Annotated in this window: 15 protein-coding genes and 3 pseudogenes; 17 read left to right on the forward strand and 1 reads right to left on the reverse strand. The window is 40.4% G+C overall.

Going from position 1 to position 15,470, the window contains the following annotated elements; all coding sequences use genetic code 11:
* Positions 1-43 precede the first annotated feature (43 nt).
* From MA_RS02100 to MA_RS02165, 15 genes and pseudogenes are all read left to right on the forward strand, one after another.
* Positions 44-961, forward strand: coding sequence for an IS481-like element ISMac4 family transposase (locus MA_RS02100; protein ID WP_011020628.1), 918 nt, complete (start codon positions 44-46; stop codon positions 959-961).
* A complete protein-coding gene (locus tag MA_RS02105) occupies positions 958-1,833 on the forward strand; it encodes an MMPL family transporter (RefSeq protein WP_052279095.1) in 876 nt (291 codons plus the stop codon). The genes MA_RS02100 and MA_RS02105 overlap by 4 nt, the downstream gene beginning before the upstream one ends.
* Positions 1,834-2,182: 349 nt before the next feature.
* Complete coding sequence (locus tag MA_RS02110; RefSeq protein WP_011020456.1) at positions 2,183-2,404, forward strand: hypothetical protein; 222 nt, start codon at positions 2,183-2,185, stop codon at positions 2,402-2,404.
* Positions 2,405-2,733: 329 nt separating this feature from the next.
* Positions 2,734-3,159 (forward strand): cupin domain-containing protein, encoded by a 426-nt coding sequence (locus MA_RS02115; protein ID WP_011020457.1) that lies wholly within the window; start codon positions 2,734-2,736, stop codon positions 3,157-3,159.
* Between the two features lie 6 nt (positions 3,160-3,165).
* Positions 3,166-4,293, forward strand: coding sequence for an NAD(P)-dependent alcohol dehydrogenase (locus MA_RS02120; protein WP_011020458.1), 1,128 nt, complete (start codon positions 3,166-3,168; stop codon positions 4,291-4,293).
* 185 nt (positions 4,294-4,478) lie between these two features.
* Complete coding sequence (locus MA_RS02125) at positions 4,479-5,558, forward strand: aldo/keto reductase (RefSeq protein WP_226990727.1); 1,080 nt, start codon at positions 4,479-4,481, stop codon at positions 5,556-5,558.
* 244 nt (positions 5,559-5,802) lie between these two features.
* Positions 5,803-6,786, forward strand: a pseudogene (locus MA_RS02130) (aldo/keto reductase).
* A 36-nt stretch (positions 6,787-6,822) separates the two neighbouring features.
* Positions 6,823-7,443: a flavodoxin family protein gene (locus tag MA_RS02135; protein WP_226990728.1), complete on the forward strand. Its 621-nt coding sequence runs from the start codon at positions 6,823-6,825 to the stop codon at positions 7,441-7,443.
* Positions 7,444-7,497: 54 nt separating this feature from the next.
* Positions 7,498-8,037, forward strand: a complete 540-nt coding sequence (locus tag MA_RS02140; protein ID WP_011020461.1) for a flavodoxin — start codon at positions 7,498-7,500, stop codon at positions 8,035-8,037.
* Between the two features lie 47 nt (positions 8,038-8,084).
* Positions 8,085-8,906 (forward strand): annotated as a pseudogene (locus tag MA_RS02145) (aldo/keto reductase); the annotation flags it as partial.
* A gap of 36 nt (positions 8,907-8,942) precedes the next feature.
* Positions 8,943-9,227, forward strand: coding sequence for a 4Fe-4S dicluster domain-containing protein (locus tag MA_RS28295; protein WP_226990919.1), 285 nt, complete (start codon positions 8,943-8,945; stop codon positions 9,225-9,227).
* Positions 9,228-9,247: 20 nt separating this feature from the next.
* Positions 9,248-10,000 (forward strand): carboxymuconolactone decarboxylase family protein, encoded by a 753-nt coding sequence (locus tag MA_RS02150; RefSeq protein WP_011020462.1) that lies wholly within the window; start codon positions 9,248-9,250, stop codon positions 9,998-10,000.
* 30 nt (positions 10,001-10,030) lie between these two features.
* A complete protein-coding gene (locus tag MA_RS02155; protein ID WP_011020463.1) occupies positions 10,031-10,606 on the forward strand; it encodes a sugar O-acetyltransferase in 576 nt (191 codons plus the stop codon).
* Between the two features lie 340 nt (positions 10,607-10,946).
* Positions 10,947-11,850, forward strand: a pseudogene (locus MA_RS02160) (DUF3737 family protein).
* An 18-nt stretch (positions 11,851-11,868) separates the two neighbouring features.
* Complete coding sequence (locus MA_RS02165; RefSeq protein WP_011020466.1) at positions 11,869-12,777, forward strand: cyclophilin-like fold protein; 909 nt, start codon at positions 11,869-11,871, stop codon at positions 12,775-12,777.
* 256 nt (positions 12,778-13,033) lie between these two features.
* Here MA_RS02165 and MA_RS02170 read toward each other — a convergent pair whose 3' ends face one another.
* Positions 13,034-13,390, reverse strand: coding sequence for a winged helix-turn-helix transcriptional regulator (locus tag MA_RS02170; RefSeq protein WP_011020467.1), 357 nt, complete (start codon positions 13,388-13,390; stop codon positions 13,034-13,036).
* Positions 13,391-14,085: 695 nt separating this feature from the next.
* Here MA_RS02170 and MA_RS02175 point away from each other — a divergent pair.
* Together MA_RS02175 and MA_RS02180 are read left to right on the forward strand one after the other, a co-directional pair.
* A complete protein-coding gene (locus MA_RS02175; protein WP_011020468.1) occupies positions 14,086-14,856 on the forward strand; it encodes an SDR family oxidoreductase in 771 nt (256 codons plus the stop codon).
* Positions 14,857-15,026: 170 nt separating this feature from the next.
* A complete protein-coding gene (locus MA_RS02180; protein WP_011020469.1) occupies positions 15,027-15,452 on the forward strand; it encodes a cupin domain-containing protein in 426 nt (141 codons plus the stop codon).
* The last annotated feature ends 18 nt before the right edge of the window (positions 15,453-15,470 follow it).

Genomic DNA, 15,470 nt, shown 5'->3' on the forward strand with positions numbered 1-15,470 from the left:
ATTATTTCGCGCTAAATATGTCGGTTGTAATCCCTTATCTTTTGTGAAACTTAATGGAAAAAAGATACGTTGGATCATTGCTCAAAAATCGAAAGGTGAATCTACCTCGACGATAGCTGAGATCCAGGGGATCTCAGCCCGTCGAGTTCAGCAGATCTACAAAGAATACGTTGAAACTGGTCAGCTTCCTCAAGTTGGCATTAATCTTGGAAGACCAAAGAACCCCTTATCCTCCTCTGATCAGGAATTGATTGACCAAACTTACTCTGATTATAAGTTTGGAGCCTGTTACCTTGAGATTCTCATCGAAGGCAAATATAATCGTAAGATATCTCATAACAGAATCCATAACTATCTACTTAGCATGGACCTTGCCAAGGAAAACCGAAAAAAGAAACAGAGAAGAAAATGGTGTAGATACGAACGCGAACACAGCATGTCTGCTGCACACATCGATTGGCATGAGAATCCCCTGTTAGGACTTCAAGTCTGTGCCATTCTTGATGATTCATCAAGAATGATAATTGCAGGTGGAGAGTACGTTCATTGCAACACGGAGAACACCATTAAAGTGATTGATGAACTTGTTAAAGAGTACTGGGACATATACCCTTTAAGAGAGCTCATTATGGATCATGGAAGTGAATTCGGAGCTCACAGGATTAATAAGGATGGTTCATGGGATAGTGACTTTAAAAGATGCATTGAAGAACTTGGAATCAAACCAATACTTGCAAGGGTAAGACATCCTCAGACAAACGGAAAAATAGAGAAATGGTTCGATACATATCAAAGGTTTAGAGGAGAGTTTGAATCATTTGAAGAATTCGTACAGTGGTATAACAAGAGGCCTCATGGAGCTTTGAAACTTGAACAGTTAGAATCGCCACAGGAAGCATTCTGGAATAGATTACCAGTTGAGGCAAAGTTCAGAATAGGAGTGAGATTGTTTGGGTGGTGAAAACATGGACAAGAGGAAAAAAGTTTCAAAGCGAAATTATTTCAGGACAAAACAAAGCAAATTTCGGTGAGATTCCGGATAGTTCAGAGGAGATACAGGCGATCTACGATCAGCTTTCTGATACAGAGAGGGATGCCTATCTCGAGGGAGGGACAATTACCCTACTGAACTTTAACATCGGCGACGCAATGGGCGAGCTTGGTCTTGAAGGAATAGAAGCTCTTTCTGGCATTGTAGAAGAGGACCTTCTGTGGATGGCACCACCACCTGGTGTGCATGTAACGATAACCGGTGACTCCGTAGTTTATGTTGCATTAATATCTGCTCTGACTTCAGGCAGGGTTTTCGTGACTGCACTTGGTATTATCCTTGTATTTGCAGGCCTGCTGGTAATATACAGGGATTTGCTCAAAGCCATTACACCTGTCATCACCATGGCTATGGTTGTAGGTTGGTCTGGAGGACTAATGTACTTTACAGGAATAGAGTACACACCAATGACTGCGACTCTGGGAGCATTGATTCTTGCTGTTGGGTCGGAATATTCTATTCTAATGATGGAACGCTATTTTGAAGAAAGGGATAAGGGCTGTGATCCTGAGGAAGCTATGCAGGAAGCATGCATTAAGATCGGAAAGGCTATTGCGACCTCGGGTCTTACTACCGTATTTGGTTTCGCTGCTCTAATTGTTTCACCATTCACGATCACAAGTAATTTTGGTCTTATCACAGTACTGGATGTGATACTTGCATTACTTGCAACATTTGTTATTTTCCCTCCAATTATAGTTACACTGGATAAATACAGGAAAAAAGGAAAAACTTCCACGAATCACACAACAGGTCCGGTTCAGGTGGAAGTAATATATTGAAAAGCATTCAGGAGGCAATTACCGAATGAATGTGAGATATAATAATATAAGTGGTTTTAAAAAATGTACTACTTTACTATGGATATCAGGAAAATGTGCAGATCAACGGTGACAATGAAACTGACCTTGGAACAACTAATGTGGAAGTAGGTCTCATATGAAAGTAGATCTCTGGTACGTAGCAGGCCAGCAGACGACCAGGTAAGTGTCATTGTTGACGAGGAAGCTGATTTTGAAGTAATCAATGTCACCGGAGAACTTGTTCTTGGAGAGGAAGGCATAATTCATGTTACTTACAAGAATGTTGGTGAAGAGGCCGTAAAAGACGCAACTGTAAGAATAAGTTCTGATGATCTTTTCAGCACAACCGATGATCAGTCATTTATCCGATACTGTGAAGATCACAACAGAGGTTCTACTAACAGGTTCATCTGACTCCGGCTTTGGAGCATATGTGGGTATTGTTGTAATGCATATCTCTGTAATCGTGGCTGCAATAGGTGCTAAGAAATTTCTCGGAAAAAAGAAGAAGATAACTGATTTCTTATTTTTAGTATTCAGGGTAATCTGAATGTGGAGAACAATAAAGAAACACTATTCAGCACAGTTACACAGCTTTTGCCATATATCGGATATCCCAGAATATCGAATGCGATTGCGTGTTTGTATGAAATGATACCTGAGTAGACTGTAATAGTAGATCAAAGAGATAGTTTTAATTTGCCATAACTTTGTAATGCGTATCCTTATATATTATTATTCACAATAGCTGTGACTGATCAGTCAATCATGGATATTATCATCTAAATGTAAAGCGCCTCAGAATTGATGACTGATTACTCAATCCCATTAGTCCTTGAGTATCTAAGACTTTCAGAAAAAGAAAATTGAGGATTTAATATGAGCGATTCAAATAATCTAAGTGAGAGTGTAATTTTCCCGAAAGGAGAAGAACTTCCGGAGTTTTTAAGCAAGTATTTTTCAGGTAAAGTATGGGTTAGCATGCTGGTTGGAAGGGATAATGAATTTAATTGTCCCATCGGCAATGTGACATTCGAACCCGGATGCATAAATAACTGGCATAAGCATCCCGGAGGTCAGATCCTGTTAGTAACAGGCGGACGTGGTTACTATCAGGAAGAGGGAAAGCCTGCAAGGGAACTTAAACCTGGTGATATAGTGACAATAGCACCAGATGTAAAGCACTGGCATGGGGCAGCACATGACAGCTGGTTCGTACATCTTTCCGTTGAGACAAATGCCAACGCAGGCCCGGCAGAATGGCTAGAACCTGTAGCTGATGAAGACTACAGTAAATTGAAATGAATTTGGTTGAGGAAATTAAGAATTCGAATTGAAGTTAAAAGTTACAAAGTAAATAAGAGGTGCATAAATATGGCGGAAAATATTCAATCAAAAGGTTATGCTGGAAAAGATGAGTCAGGAAAGCTAGTTCCCTGGTCTTTTGAAAGAAGACCTGTAGGTAATAATGACATTCTAATTGACATTAAATACTGTGGAGTTTGTCATTCCGACATTCATCAGATCAAAGGACACTGGGGACCACAACAATATCCACAAGTGCCTGGTCATGAAATTGTGGGTGTGGTTGCTGCTGTTGGAAAGAACGTAACAAACTTCAAAGTCGGTGATCGTGCAGGAGTCGGGTGCATGGTTAGCAGTTGTATGGAGTGTGAAAGCTGCAAGAATGGTGAAGAACATCATTGCGACAACAATGCAACTATAATGACATATGGTTATCTGGAAGAATCATCACCTACAGGTATAAGCCAGGGAGGATATTCCCAAAATATCGTTGTCGCCGAGCATTTTGCGATAAAGATACCCGACTCCATAGATCTTCAGGAAGCTGCTCCATTACTATGTGCCGGTATTACTATTTATTCACCTTTAATGAAAGCTAATATCAAAAAAGGGGACAAGGTAGGAGTTGCAGGAATTGGTGGACTGGGACACATGGCTATTAAATTAGCCGTATCAAAAGGTGCCGAAGTTTATGCCTTTACAACCACTGAAAGCAAAAAAGAAGATTGCCTTGCATTCGGAGCAACGGAAGTTATTGTTGTTAACTCACCAAGCGACCTACAACCATGGAAAGGAAAAATGGATTACATGATATCCACAATTCCATACGCATACGAAATGTCATCATACATTGATTGCGTAAAACCATACGGATACTTCACTCAAGTAGGACAACCAATTGGAGGAGAACTCACAATTAACAACTTCAATATGATTTTCAACAGAGTAAACTTCAATGGATCACTTATTGGAGGAATCCCGGAAACTCAGGAAGTGGTTGATTATTGTGCAGAAAATAAGATCTATCCACAAATTCGGATGATCGAACCTGAAATGATCAATGAGACATGGGATAAGGTCGTAAATAAAGAAGCTCGCTATCGATATGTAATTGACATGTCATCCTTAAAATAAGATCTAACTAGGTTCTTACTTTTTTACCAGTCACAATTTCAAATAGTTTGTTGCTGGTACCTGCAATTAAGGATTGCTTCAAAGAAAAAAGATGGATGGATCGCAGAATAATTTGCAATATAGATTTTCTTATGAAATAATGAAAGTATCTGGAAAGTGAGCTAAGATATATGGAATACAGAACTTTGCCGCATGGCGGTGACAGGATCAGCACAATTGGCATTGGCGCAGGAAGTCTACGTGAATCTACATCACAGGAAATCAAAGACATCATCGATTATGGCATGGAAAATGGCATAAACCTTATTGACACGGTTATGTATGATTCCAGCGCAGCGGAGCCCATAGCACAGGCGCTTAAAGGACGGCAGGACGAGATGAACATGCAGGTGCATCTGGGTGCCGTCTACCCCAGTGGAATATATTCGAGAACAAGAGTTCTTTCAAAAATTAAGAGCGGGTTTGAGAAGGAACTTAAAAAATACGGTGCCGACTACGCTGATATCGGCATTATACATTGTGTTGATGAGGTTAATGATTTTGAAAAGATCATGTCGGACGGTCTTTTTGACTACGCTCGAAAGCTAAAGCAGGAAGGAACCATTCGCTATCTTGGTTTTTCTTCACATTCTCCGGATATCTGCAGACTTTTTATAGAGACCGGAGAGGTCGATATTTTTATGTTCAGCCTCAACGCCGCCTATGATTTTGAACCGTCACGTGGAAAGCTGGCTTTATCACACGAGCGCATGGAACTCTATCGAGAATGTGAAAAACGTGGCATTGGCATCACGGTCATGAAGCCTTATGGCGGCGGACAGTTGCTGAACGCAAAGACATCTCCTTTCGGCCGTAGCATGACAATCCCTCAGTGCATACAGTATGCGCTGGACCGCCCGGCTGTTCTCTCGTGTCTGCCGGGCGTACGCTCCAGAGCAGATTTGGAGGATGTACTTAAATACTACTCCGCTTCTGGAGAAGAACGGGACTATTCTTTTATCGGCAGTTTGCCGCACCGAGACATGCAGGGCACCTGCATTTATTGTAATCACTGTCAACCGTGCCCGTCTGGGATCGATATCGGTGCAGTAAACAAATATCTGGATCTGGAAAAAGCGGGTGATGAACTCGCCAAAGACCATTACATGAAATTAAGCAAAAATGCAAATGACTGCACTGAATGTGGTGTTTGCGAAGAGAACTGTCCTTTCCATGTAGATGTCCGCAGCAGGATGAAAGAAGCCAGGAATTGTTTTGAAAAATAAAAATAGCGAATAAAGAGGATAATTTTAGTGACTAAAAAAGAATTTACGAGTTACGGTGAAGACGCAAAGAAAATTCGTATCGGTTCTTTTTGCATTCCAGTAACACATGTGAAATTGCCAGTTTGATCAATGAAAATGTGTTCCGGCGAAGACACAAAGAAGTTCATACAGGTTCTTTTTCGCATCCCGAGTTGGGCCAAGAGAGAGTATGTTTAAACGAAAAAATAGGAACGGAGGATTGCAAATGAAATATAGAGAATTAGGCAGCTCCGGTCTCAAGGTATCTGCAATTGGTCTGGGGTGTATGGGAATGAGCCATGCGTATGGACCGACAGCAGATAAAGAAGCAATGATAGAACTGATCCGTTCAGCTGTAAAGCTTGGTATTACATTCTTTGATACAGCAGAAATTTATGGGCCCTATGTAAACGAAGAACTGGTTGGTGAAGCACTTGAACCATATGAGGGAAAAGTTGTGATAGCCACAAAATTTGGTGTTGCTTTCGAACACGGCTAAAGTGGTAAGCTATTGATGGACAGTACCCCGAAAAATATCAGAAGATCAGTTGAAGGTTCTCTGGAGCGATTAAGGGTTGATTCTATCGATCTGCTTTACCAGCATCGTGTCGACTCAGATGTACCCATCGAAGAGGTTGCCAGGACTGTTAAAGAACTGATGCAGGAAGGGAAAGTCAAACACTGGGGACTTTCAGAAGCCAGTGCAGATGTGATCAGAAGAGCACATGCCGTTCTGCCGCTTACAGCAGTCCAAAGCGAGTATTCTATGATGTGGAGGACACCTGAAGAGGAGGTTTTGCCTACACTTGAGGGGTTGGGTATTGGATTTGTTCCTTTTAGCCCGCTTGGCAATGGTTTCCTTACAGGCAAGATTGATAAGAACACCACATTTGGTGAGGGGGATATACGCAGCATACTTACCCGTTTCCTTTCAGAGAACATTGACGCAAATCAGGTACTATTAGATTTGATCGGGAAAATAGCTGAAACCAAAAATGCAACTCCGGCTCAAATTGCTCTTGCATGGATACTTGCACAAAAGCCCTGGATCATTCCTATCCCTGGAACTCGCAAACTGGAACGTCTGGAAGAGAACATAGCTGCAGCAGATGTTGAACTGACTGAAGAAGAGTTAGCTATGCTAAATGAAACGCTCTCAAAGATAAAGATTGCAGGAAGCAGGATCAACCGGGTTAAAGACGATTATTAAGTCATGATCGAGGTATGAGAATGAAAGTATTAATTGGTGAACGGAAGTCCGCATGAGAAAGGTTGTACCTATACTGCTCTTACGGAAGTAGCAAAGACTTTGAATGAAGAAGGGATTGACACAGAAATTTTTTGGATCGGAAAAAAACCACTTACCGGGTGCACTGCCTGCAAGAGCTGCACCAAAACAGGGCGCTGTGCATTTAATGACCGTGCCAACGATTTTCTTGATATTGCCAAAGGTGCCGATGGATTCATTTTCGGTTCTCCGGTGCATTATGCATCTGCTACCGGCGCGATCACATCTTTTATGGATTGCGTTTTCTATTCTGACCTGCTGGGAGGCAGACAGTCTTTTTATCTGAAACCAGCAGCAACAGTCATCTCGGCGAGAAGAGCGGGAACAACAACTACATTTGACCAGCTTAATAAGTACTTCACACTTTCGGAGATGCCGGTTATTTCTTCCCGATATTGGAATATGGTTCATGGAGCAAAGCCGGAAGATGTTAAAAAGGATCTGGAAGGATTGCAGATCATGCGTGTGCTTGCACGAAATATGGCATGGTTCCTGAAGTGTAAAGAGGCTGGCATGAAAGCTGGCGTACCGCTCCCGGTGAAAGAAGAAAGGATGTCTACGAATTTTATTCGGGAATAATTATCATTTGGAATTTTAGATTGAAAATTAACAAACACAAAGAGTGGGATTAAAATGACGAATTTGAATGAAGAGAAATGTCTGGTAGCCTATTTTTCGCGTGCTAGCAATAACTATGTCAGTGGGAAGATTGTGAATCTGCCGGTAGGTAACACAAAAGTAGTAGCTGGCATGGTTCGGGAAATAACAGGAGCCGATGTTTTCCAGATCGATACAGTAAAGTCTTACCCAAAGGATTACTCTGCAACTACCAACGTGGCAAAAAAAGAACTGAATGACAATGCCAGACCGGAGCTTTCCAGCCATGTGGAGAATATGGACTCTTATAATGTGATATTCCTGGGTTACCCTAACTGGTGGGGAACGATGCCGATGCCGGTGTTTACATTCCTGGAAGAATACGACCTTTCCGGAAAAACTATTGTTCCATTCTGTACACATGAAGGAAGCGGATTTGGCCGCAGTGAAAAAGATATTGCAAAACTTTGCCCGGAAGCAACACTTTTGAAGGGGCTCTCTATCCATGGCTCTCGTGTAGGTGCAGCGAAAAAAGATGTTACGGATTGGTTGAATAAACTTGGGATTATTTCATAAATTGTTCGATTAAGGACATTTATGAAACATTGAACGGGGGAGATAAAATGGTAAAACGATTAGGTTTTGGCTGTATGAGACTGCCACTTCTGGACAAAGATGATCAGACATCATTTGACACAGAAACATTAAACAAATTGGTAGATACGTTTTTGGAAAAAGGATTTACTTACTTTGATACCGCGTATACATATCATGGGTTCAAGAGTGAGGAAGCTGTCAGAGAGGCTCTGGTAAAAAGGCACAACAGAGATGAATTCGCCCTTGCGACTAAACTTCCACCCAGAATGTTGAAATCAGTGGAAGATCAGGAAAGGATCTTTAACGAGCAACTGCAAAATTGTGGTGTAGAATTCTTTGATTATTATCTGCTTCACAATGTTGGTGTGAGCGCCTATGAGCAGGCATGTAAGTATGATACATTCGGTTTTGCTTTGAAGAAAAAGGAAGAAGGCAAAATAAAGAATGTGGGTATGTCTTTCCATGACACTCCGGAACTGCTGGATGAGATCCTGACTGCTCATCCGGAGCTTGATTTTGTGCAGTTGCAGATTAATTACATCGACTAGGAGAATCCAGGTATCCAGTCAAGAAGATGCTATGAAGTTGCAAGGAAACATAACAAGCCAATTGTTGTGATGGAACCAATCAAGGGTGGAAACCTTGCATCAGTTCCAAAAAAGGCCGAAGAATTGATGAAAGCATGCGACAAGGATGCTTCAGTTGCTTCATGGGCAATCAGATTCGCTGCCAGTCAGGAAGGTGTCATGATGGTTCTCAGTGGTATGAATACCATGGAACAGGTTCTTGACAACACATCTTATATGACAGATTTCAAACCCCTTAACGAGGAAGAATACAGGATCATCGACCAGGTAATTGATATTATAAATGAAAATATTGCGATTCCCTGCACAACCTGCAGATATTGTGAAGCAGGATGTCCTGAGAATATTGCAATACCGGATTACTTTGCATTATATAATAGTGCAAAGCGTGCTGTAACTGATAATATTTCAAGTCAGTTTGTTTATTATTTGAACCTTACTTCAAATCATGGCAAGGCTAGCGATTGCATAGATTGTAAGCAATGTGAGGAGGCATGTCCTCAGCATCTGAAGATAACGGAGTATCTCAATGATGTGGTAGAGGAATTCGAGGTCGGAGGACCTGCATTACCTACAAAATAAGATAAAAGTGAGGTTTTATCTTGAGGATAAGTGAAACAGCAAACAGGAACCATAAAGAATTATTCCCTGATCACAAATCGACACTTAAAGTAACGGATCCGGAACTTATAGAGGTCTTTGACAATTTTGCTTTCGATGAAGTAATCAGCTATGGAAATTTAGATACAAAGACCAGAATGATGGTTATTCTGGGCTCGCTGATAGCAAGTCAGACCTTAAGCGAATATAAAGTAATGCTTGGCGGTGCACTCAATGTAGGAGTAACTCCCATCGAGGTCAAGGAGATTGTATATCAATCCGTACCATATGTGGGAATTGCGAAGATATTTGACTTTATCCATGCCACCAATGAAATACTGGAAAGCAGGGGAATTGAACTGCCATTGGAAGGCCAGTCTACAACTTCACCTGAAACACGATTTGAAAAAGGACTGGAAGTTCAGAAGGAAATATTTGGCGACATAATCGATAAAATGTACGAGGCAGCACCGGAAAACCAGATCCATATTCAGAAATATCTATCTGCAAATTGTTTTGGTGATTACTACACCAGAAAAGGTCTGGATGTAAAAACAAGAGAACTCCTTACGTTTTCTATGATCCTGGCACTGGGAGGATGTGAGCCTCAGTTAAAGGGACATATTCAGGGAAATCTGAATGTCGGAAACGATAAAAAAACACTGCTCAGCACAGTTACTCAGCTATTGCCATATATCGGATATCCAAGAACATTGAATGCGATTGCGTGTTTGAACGAAGTGATACCAGAGTAGATTTAATGGTAGATCAAGAGGACAGTTTCAATGAGCGAAAAAGTGTTGAATAAAGACATTTTTGAACGTGATAGGTCTGGAGAACCAGTTTCCATAGATGACCCGGAATATCCAAAGTTAAAGGAAGTGATGCTTCGTGCTGCGGAACTAACCACCAGATTGAATACTTCAGTTCATGATGAGGATGAAATCAGGAGCCTGTTCAGTGAGTTGATAGGTTCGGAGGTGGATGAATCCTCCCGGGTAACTCCTCCATTCTATACAGATTTCGGACGAAATATCAAGGTCGGTAAAAATGTGTTTATCAATCATGCATGCACCTTTATGGATAGAGGAGGCATAACAATCGAGGATGACACCAAGATAGGACCAAAAGCCAATCTTATCACATCCAATCATCCATTGGATCCAGCCCATAGAAAGGAATTAATTTCAACTCCGATATGGATTAAAAGGAATGTATGGATCGGTGCTGCTGCAACTATTTTACCCGGTGTAACTGTCGGAGAGAACTCTGTAATAGCAGCCGCAGCTGTAGTTACACAAGATGTTCCTCCTAACACAGTCGTGGCTGGCGTACCAGCAAAAGTTATCAGAACATTGTAATGTTTAGCCCTATATACTAGTATTTTTATTACATGGATGACTGACCACTCACTCACTATCTATATTGATTAGTTAAAAACTCGCCAGACATGATTCCTTTTGATAAATTGGAATCATTCTTCAAAGAAAATCCAGGATAAAAACAGGTTCAAATATGAGTCAAAACACTAAAGACGTCTTAGAAATAATGCAAGCAAGTGAATCAATTCCCTTCGATAATACTCAATATAAAAAGAGTTCCTATGTTTGCTCCAAGACGACTGAATTATCCGCAAAGTTCAACACTCCAATCAGTGTTGAACAAAAACAAGAACAAATAAATGAATTTAAAGACCTGAAAATGGATAAAGAGCGTGCCCTGTATGGTATAAATAACGCAACAATCACTCATTGTATCTTTGGCGGCCCTCGCGATGGAGAATCTGCTTTAAAGGAAAGCGCAGACATATACGTTTCAGATTGTGACTTCAGGCTTCGTTATCCTTTCTGGCATGTCAGGGACGCTCAAATTGAAAATAGTCGTATGACAGATACATGCCGTGCTGCATTGGTATGGCAAACAGGTGACAATAAAAGAAAGTCATATGGAAGGCATTAAAGCTGTACGGGAATGTGAGGATGTCACTATTGAAAACTGTAATATTCAATCATCCGAATTTGGATGGTTATCACACAGAATGATAATAAAGAATACAGAGCTTGAGTCTGAATATCCGTTTTTCTACAGCTCAGATATCCTGCTTGATAACTTTATATTGAATGGTAAATACTCTTTTCAGTATGTGAAAAATGTTGAAATCAGGGATTCCTGTCTGGATACAAAGGATGCTTTCTGGCACAGCAAAAATGTCACTGTCTCAAACAGTATAGTAAAAGGCGAATATCTGGGTTGGTACTCCGAAAATCTCAAACTGATCCGGTGTAAAATTATCGGAACTCAGCCGCTTTGTTATGCAAAAGGTCTGATTCTGGAAGATTGCGAAATGATTGGTTGTGATCTTGCCTTTGAATACAGTGAGGTTCATGCTGTAATTACAGGTTCGATAACAAGTGTAAAAAATCCGTGCAGCGGACATATCAGTGCGGATTCAATTGGGGAAGTAATATTGGATGAGAATCAACCAGTAGACGTTTCATGTGTAATTGAAGGCCGGAGCGAGCTGAATAAAGAAGAAATTCAAAATTCAGATAATTGTAATGGAAATTTATTCAACAATAAGGATTTTCCTGTGCAAGAGACATAGCAAAGTGAGGCCTTATCTATGAAAATGATTCCTGAATATAATGGCATAAAATGGATGTTAATTTGTTTAGGAGTATTTTTACTAGCAATTTTAGCGACAGGATGTATTGAACAAAATAACATTGATCAAAGAGCCATCAGTAATCAATCAGAAATGAATTCATCCGAAAAAACAGTTTCAACAGAGCCGGAGCATGGTCTGGCTTTATCGGAGATGAGCGTTAAAATCACTTCACAGGGCCATATAGCGACGTTCCAACTATATGATACGGTTGCCGCCAAAGAATTGTATGAACAATTGCCACTGGAATTAGATCTAACGAATTTCCGAGATGCACAGTGGATGTTCTACCCACCAAAGAAACTTAATGCTACTGCACAAGAGGCTTATCATGACGGTAAAAAGGGCGAACTCAGCTACTATGATCCATGGGGTGATGTGTTCATGCTCTATGAGGATTTCTATGCTGGTGACGAGATGCACCGTTTAGGCATATGCATCAATGGAATAGATGAGATTGTCAATATGTCAGGTAGCATGCAGATAGAAAAAAATGAACTTAGTCAAGAAGAGGGGGAAACAAAAATGAGAATCAGTATTCAAGCAAATGGAGAAACAACGATTTATGAGCTCAATGACGGGAAAGCTGCAAAAGAACTCTATGAACAGTTGCCATTGACGATCGATGTTGAAGACTACAGCAATAATGAAAAGATATTTTATCCACCCAAGAAACTTGATACAACTAACACACCTATGGCAAATGCACAGTTTGGAACGCTTGCATATTATGCTCCATGGGAGGACGTGGTAATGTTTTATGATAGATTTGGCTCTGCAGGCGGTTTATATGAGTTAGGGACTGTCATATCAGGCGGCGAGCATATCAAAAATATGTCAGGCACGATACTGATCGAGAAAGTGTAAACATAGGCAAAATCGCGGTCGAGAAATGACCAAAACCAATAATCAAGGGATCAACTATGTGGGCCTTGGAATGCTTTAAAAAGCCTGTAAACGGTTACTAAATTGTAATTAATTATCAGGCACGGTTAGAGAATTTAAATAAAGCTATTTATTTGATTTATTTTTTCCACATATGGTGACTCGATGAACAAAAATGGTTAAGTTTAAATAATGTAATAAAGGAAAGTTGTATAAATAATTTATAAAAGAGTTAAAATCATTTTATATTTAAGCAAACTCTTATCTTTTTTTTAGATTCTTCTCTTAGCTTAGAACAGTGTTCATTATTTATATCTACTGTATCTAAAGCAAAATCAAACAGTTCGAAGATTATCTTATTTAGTTTAAGACCTTTTTCAGTTAAAAAGTACCCCGTATGAAAGGGATTAGAATTTACTACTTTTTTTTCAATTATACCTTTCTTTTCTAATTCTTTCAATCGTTCGGAGAGAACTTTACTACTTAAAGCGGGATTAAGTTCCAATAAGTCTTTAAAATGGTTGCGATTACAAAATAGCCCTTTAATTATTTTAACACTCCATTTTTTCCCAAGATAGTCAAAGGTTTCATCAATGGTTCGATATACTTCGTCGAAATAATAGTCCTTTTGAGTCGTACTAACTCCCCCATTACCAAATAGTAATTAATTACCAAATGGTTACAAAAATTACTTAAAATTAGTTTAATATTTCCTTATATTTAATTTATTATCCATTATAAGAGTATGACTGTTATGTATTTGAACCCAGAGGGAGTAAGGTCGGGGAAGGGGAGTTCTAATCGTCACGCCCTTAAGAGGAATAAATACAGGGATCTAAAAATTGAAAGCTGTCGTATATAATGAATCAAAATAGATCGGCGTAGTTTGATAATTGGAGAACAAGCAAAGCCCAAGTTTCAGTGAGCATAGGATCTCCTTTTATGAACTGCCTGAAGCCTACAGGCAGTTTGACCAGCATGCAAACAGCCATACAAAGAATGGTCAAAACTCAAAAGTTATATTTTAAAAACAAGAGCTTTAGGAAGACACTATCGAAGAATGCTATTGAAAGCACACATCCTAAAGACATTATCAAAAGTACTATCAGATAAACACTATCTGAAAAATACAAGATAGGACCAAAGAGCTACTAAATGTATTTTCTACACATAAGGAGAATTGAGCTCGCCGGGAATAGAAATTCCTAGTGGAACTTTATAGTGAATATTATAAGCTTACAATATATTATTAGTCCCGTTTTTCATAAATGCAAAAATAGGGGGAAAAGAATGGCTATTAACGAGACTAAGCAATTTTTGGGGAAAGTTGCATTCGTTACCGGAGGGGCGACCGGCATTGGTCAGGCCACTGCGGTAGCTTTTGCTCGTGAGGGCGCTAATGTGGCACTGACTTATCACAATCAAGGGGCTGAACAGACTGTTCGTAGGATTGAAGAACTTGGCGGACAAGCATTAGCCATCAAGTGCGACGTGATACGTGAGGAAGATGTGAAAAATGCTATAGAAAAGATCATCCAAACATTCGGTCAGCTTGATTACGCTTTTAACAATGCCGGCATTGAAGGAAAAACCGTAATAACCGCTGAATATCCGGTTGAAGAGTGGAACCGGGTCATTGCCACTAATCTCACAGGAGTCTTCCTCTGTATGAAGTATGAGATTCCGCAGATGCTTAAGCAAGGTGCCGGAGCAATTGTAAATTGTTCCTCCGGGGCCGGACTGACCGGTTTTCCAGATATCTCACCATATGTTGCCAGTAAGCATGGGGTGGTAGGGCTTACAAAAACAGCTGCTCTTGATTATGCCAAGTCAAATATCCGGATCAATGCAGTCTGTCCTGGAATGACCGACACTCCGATGATGGAACGGTATAGCGGGGGCACTCCCGAGGGTTACGAAAAAATAATCGAGCAGGAGCCAATCGGAAGAATGGGCAGGCCCGAGGAGATCGCCATTGCGGTTCTGTGGCTTTGTTCAGATGCAGCTTCCTTTGTGACCGGAGATGTGATGCGTGTTGACGGAGGACAGTTAGCGCACTAACGGCACATCCCATACTACTTAGAATTTTGGATCAAGATCGGTGTTAATGGTCATTGGGCTTACTACTTGCTTCCGTTCTTTGGAACATGTAATGTCGGCAATTATCGGTAACTTCCATATGGTGCTGAAAAGAAAGTAGTATCACGAAAAAATTTGAAGGAGAATAAATCATGAATAAATCAAACAATTTAAGTGAAAGTGTAATCTTCCCGAAAGGAGAAGAACTTCCGGAAATGTTCAGCAAGTATTTTTCAGGTAAAGCATGGCTTAGCATGCTGGTGCCAAGAGATAATGAATTTAATTGTCCAATAGGCAATGTAACGTTTGAACCAGGTTGTCGGAATAACTGGCATAAGCATCCGGGCGGACAGATTCTGTTAGTAACAGGCGGACGTGGTTACTATCAGGAAGAAGGAAAGCTTGCACAGGAACTTAATCCAGGTGATATAGTAAAAATTCATCCGAATGTGAAACACTGGCATGGAGCAGCACATGATAGCTGGTTCGTACACCTTTCCGTTGAGACGAATGTTAGTGCAGGTACGGCCGAATGGCTTGAACCCGTAACTGATGAAGAATATAACAAGTTAGAATAACTCAGAATACGATATTCT

Origin of the sequence: Methanosarcina acetivorans C2A, from assembly GCF_000007345.1 — an archaeon.
GTDB lineage: Archaea > Halobacteriota > Methanosarcinia > Methanosarcinales > Methanosarcinaceae > Methanosarcina > Methanosarcina acetivorans.

Excerpts from the sequence above, each read along its gene's own strand:
- MA_RS02110 (WP_011020456.1), top strand. The coding sequence starts at position 2,183 with ATGATCTTTTCAGCACAACCGATGATCAGTCATTTATCCGATACTGTG.
- MA_RS02115 (WP_011020457.1), top strand. The coding sequence starts at position 2,734 with ATGAGCGATTCAAATAATCTAAGTGAGAGTGTAATTTTCCCGAAAGGA.
- MA_RS02140 (WP_011020461.1), top strand. The coding sequence starts at position 7,498 with ATGACGAATTTGAATGAAGAGAAATGTCTGGTAGCCTATTTTTCGCGT.
- MA_RS02155 (WP_011020463.1), top strand. The coding sequence starts at position 10,031 with ATGAGCGAAAAAGTGTTGAATAAAGACATTTTTGAACGTGATAGGTCT.
- MA_RS02165 (WP_011020466.1), top strand. The coding sequence starts at position 11,869 with ATGAAAATGATTCCTGAATATAATGGCATAAAATGGATGTTAATTTGT.
- MA_RS02175 (WP_011020468.1), top strand. The coding sequence starts at position 14,086 with ATGGCTATTAACGAGACTAAGCAATTTTTGGGGAAAGTTGCATTCGTT.
- MA_RS02180 (WP_011020469.1), top strand. The coding sequence starts at position 15,027 with ATGAATAAATCAAACAATTTAAGTGAAAGTGTAATCTTCCCGAAAGGA.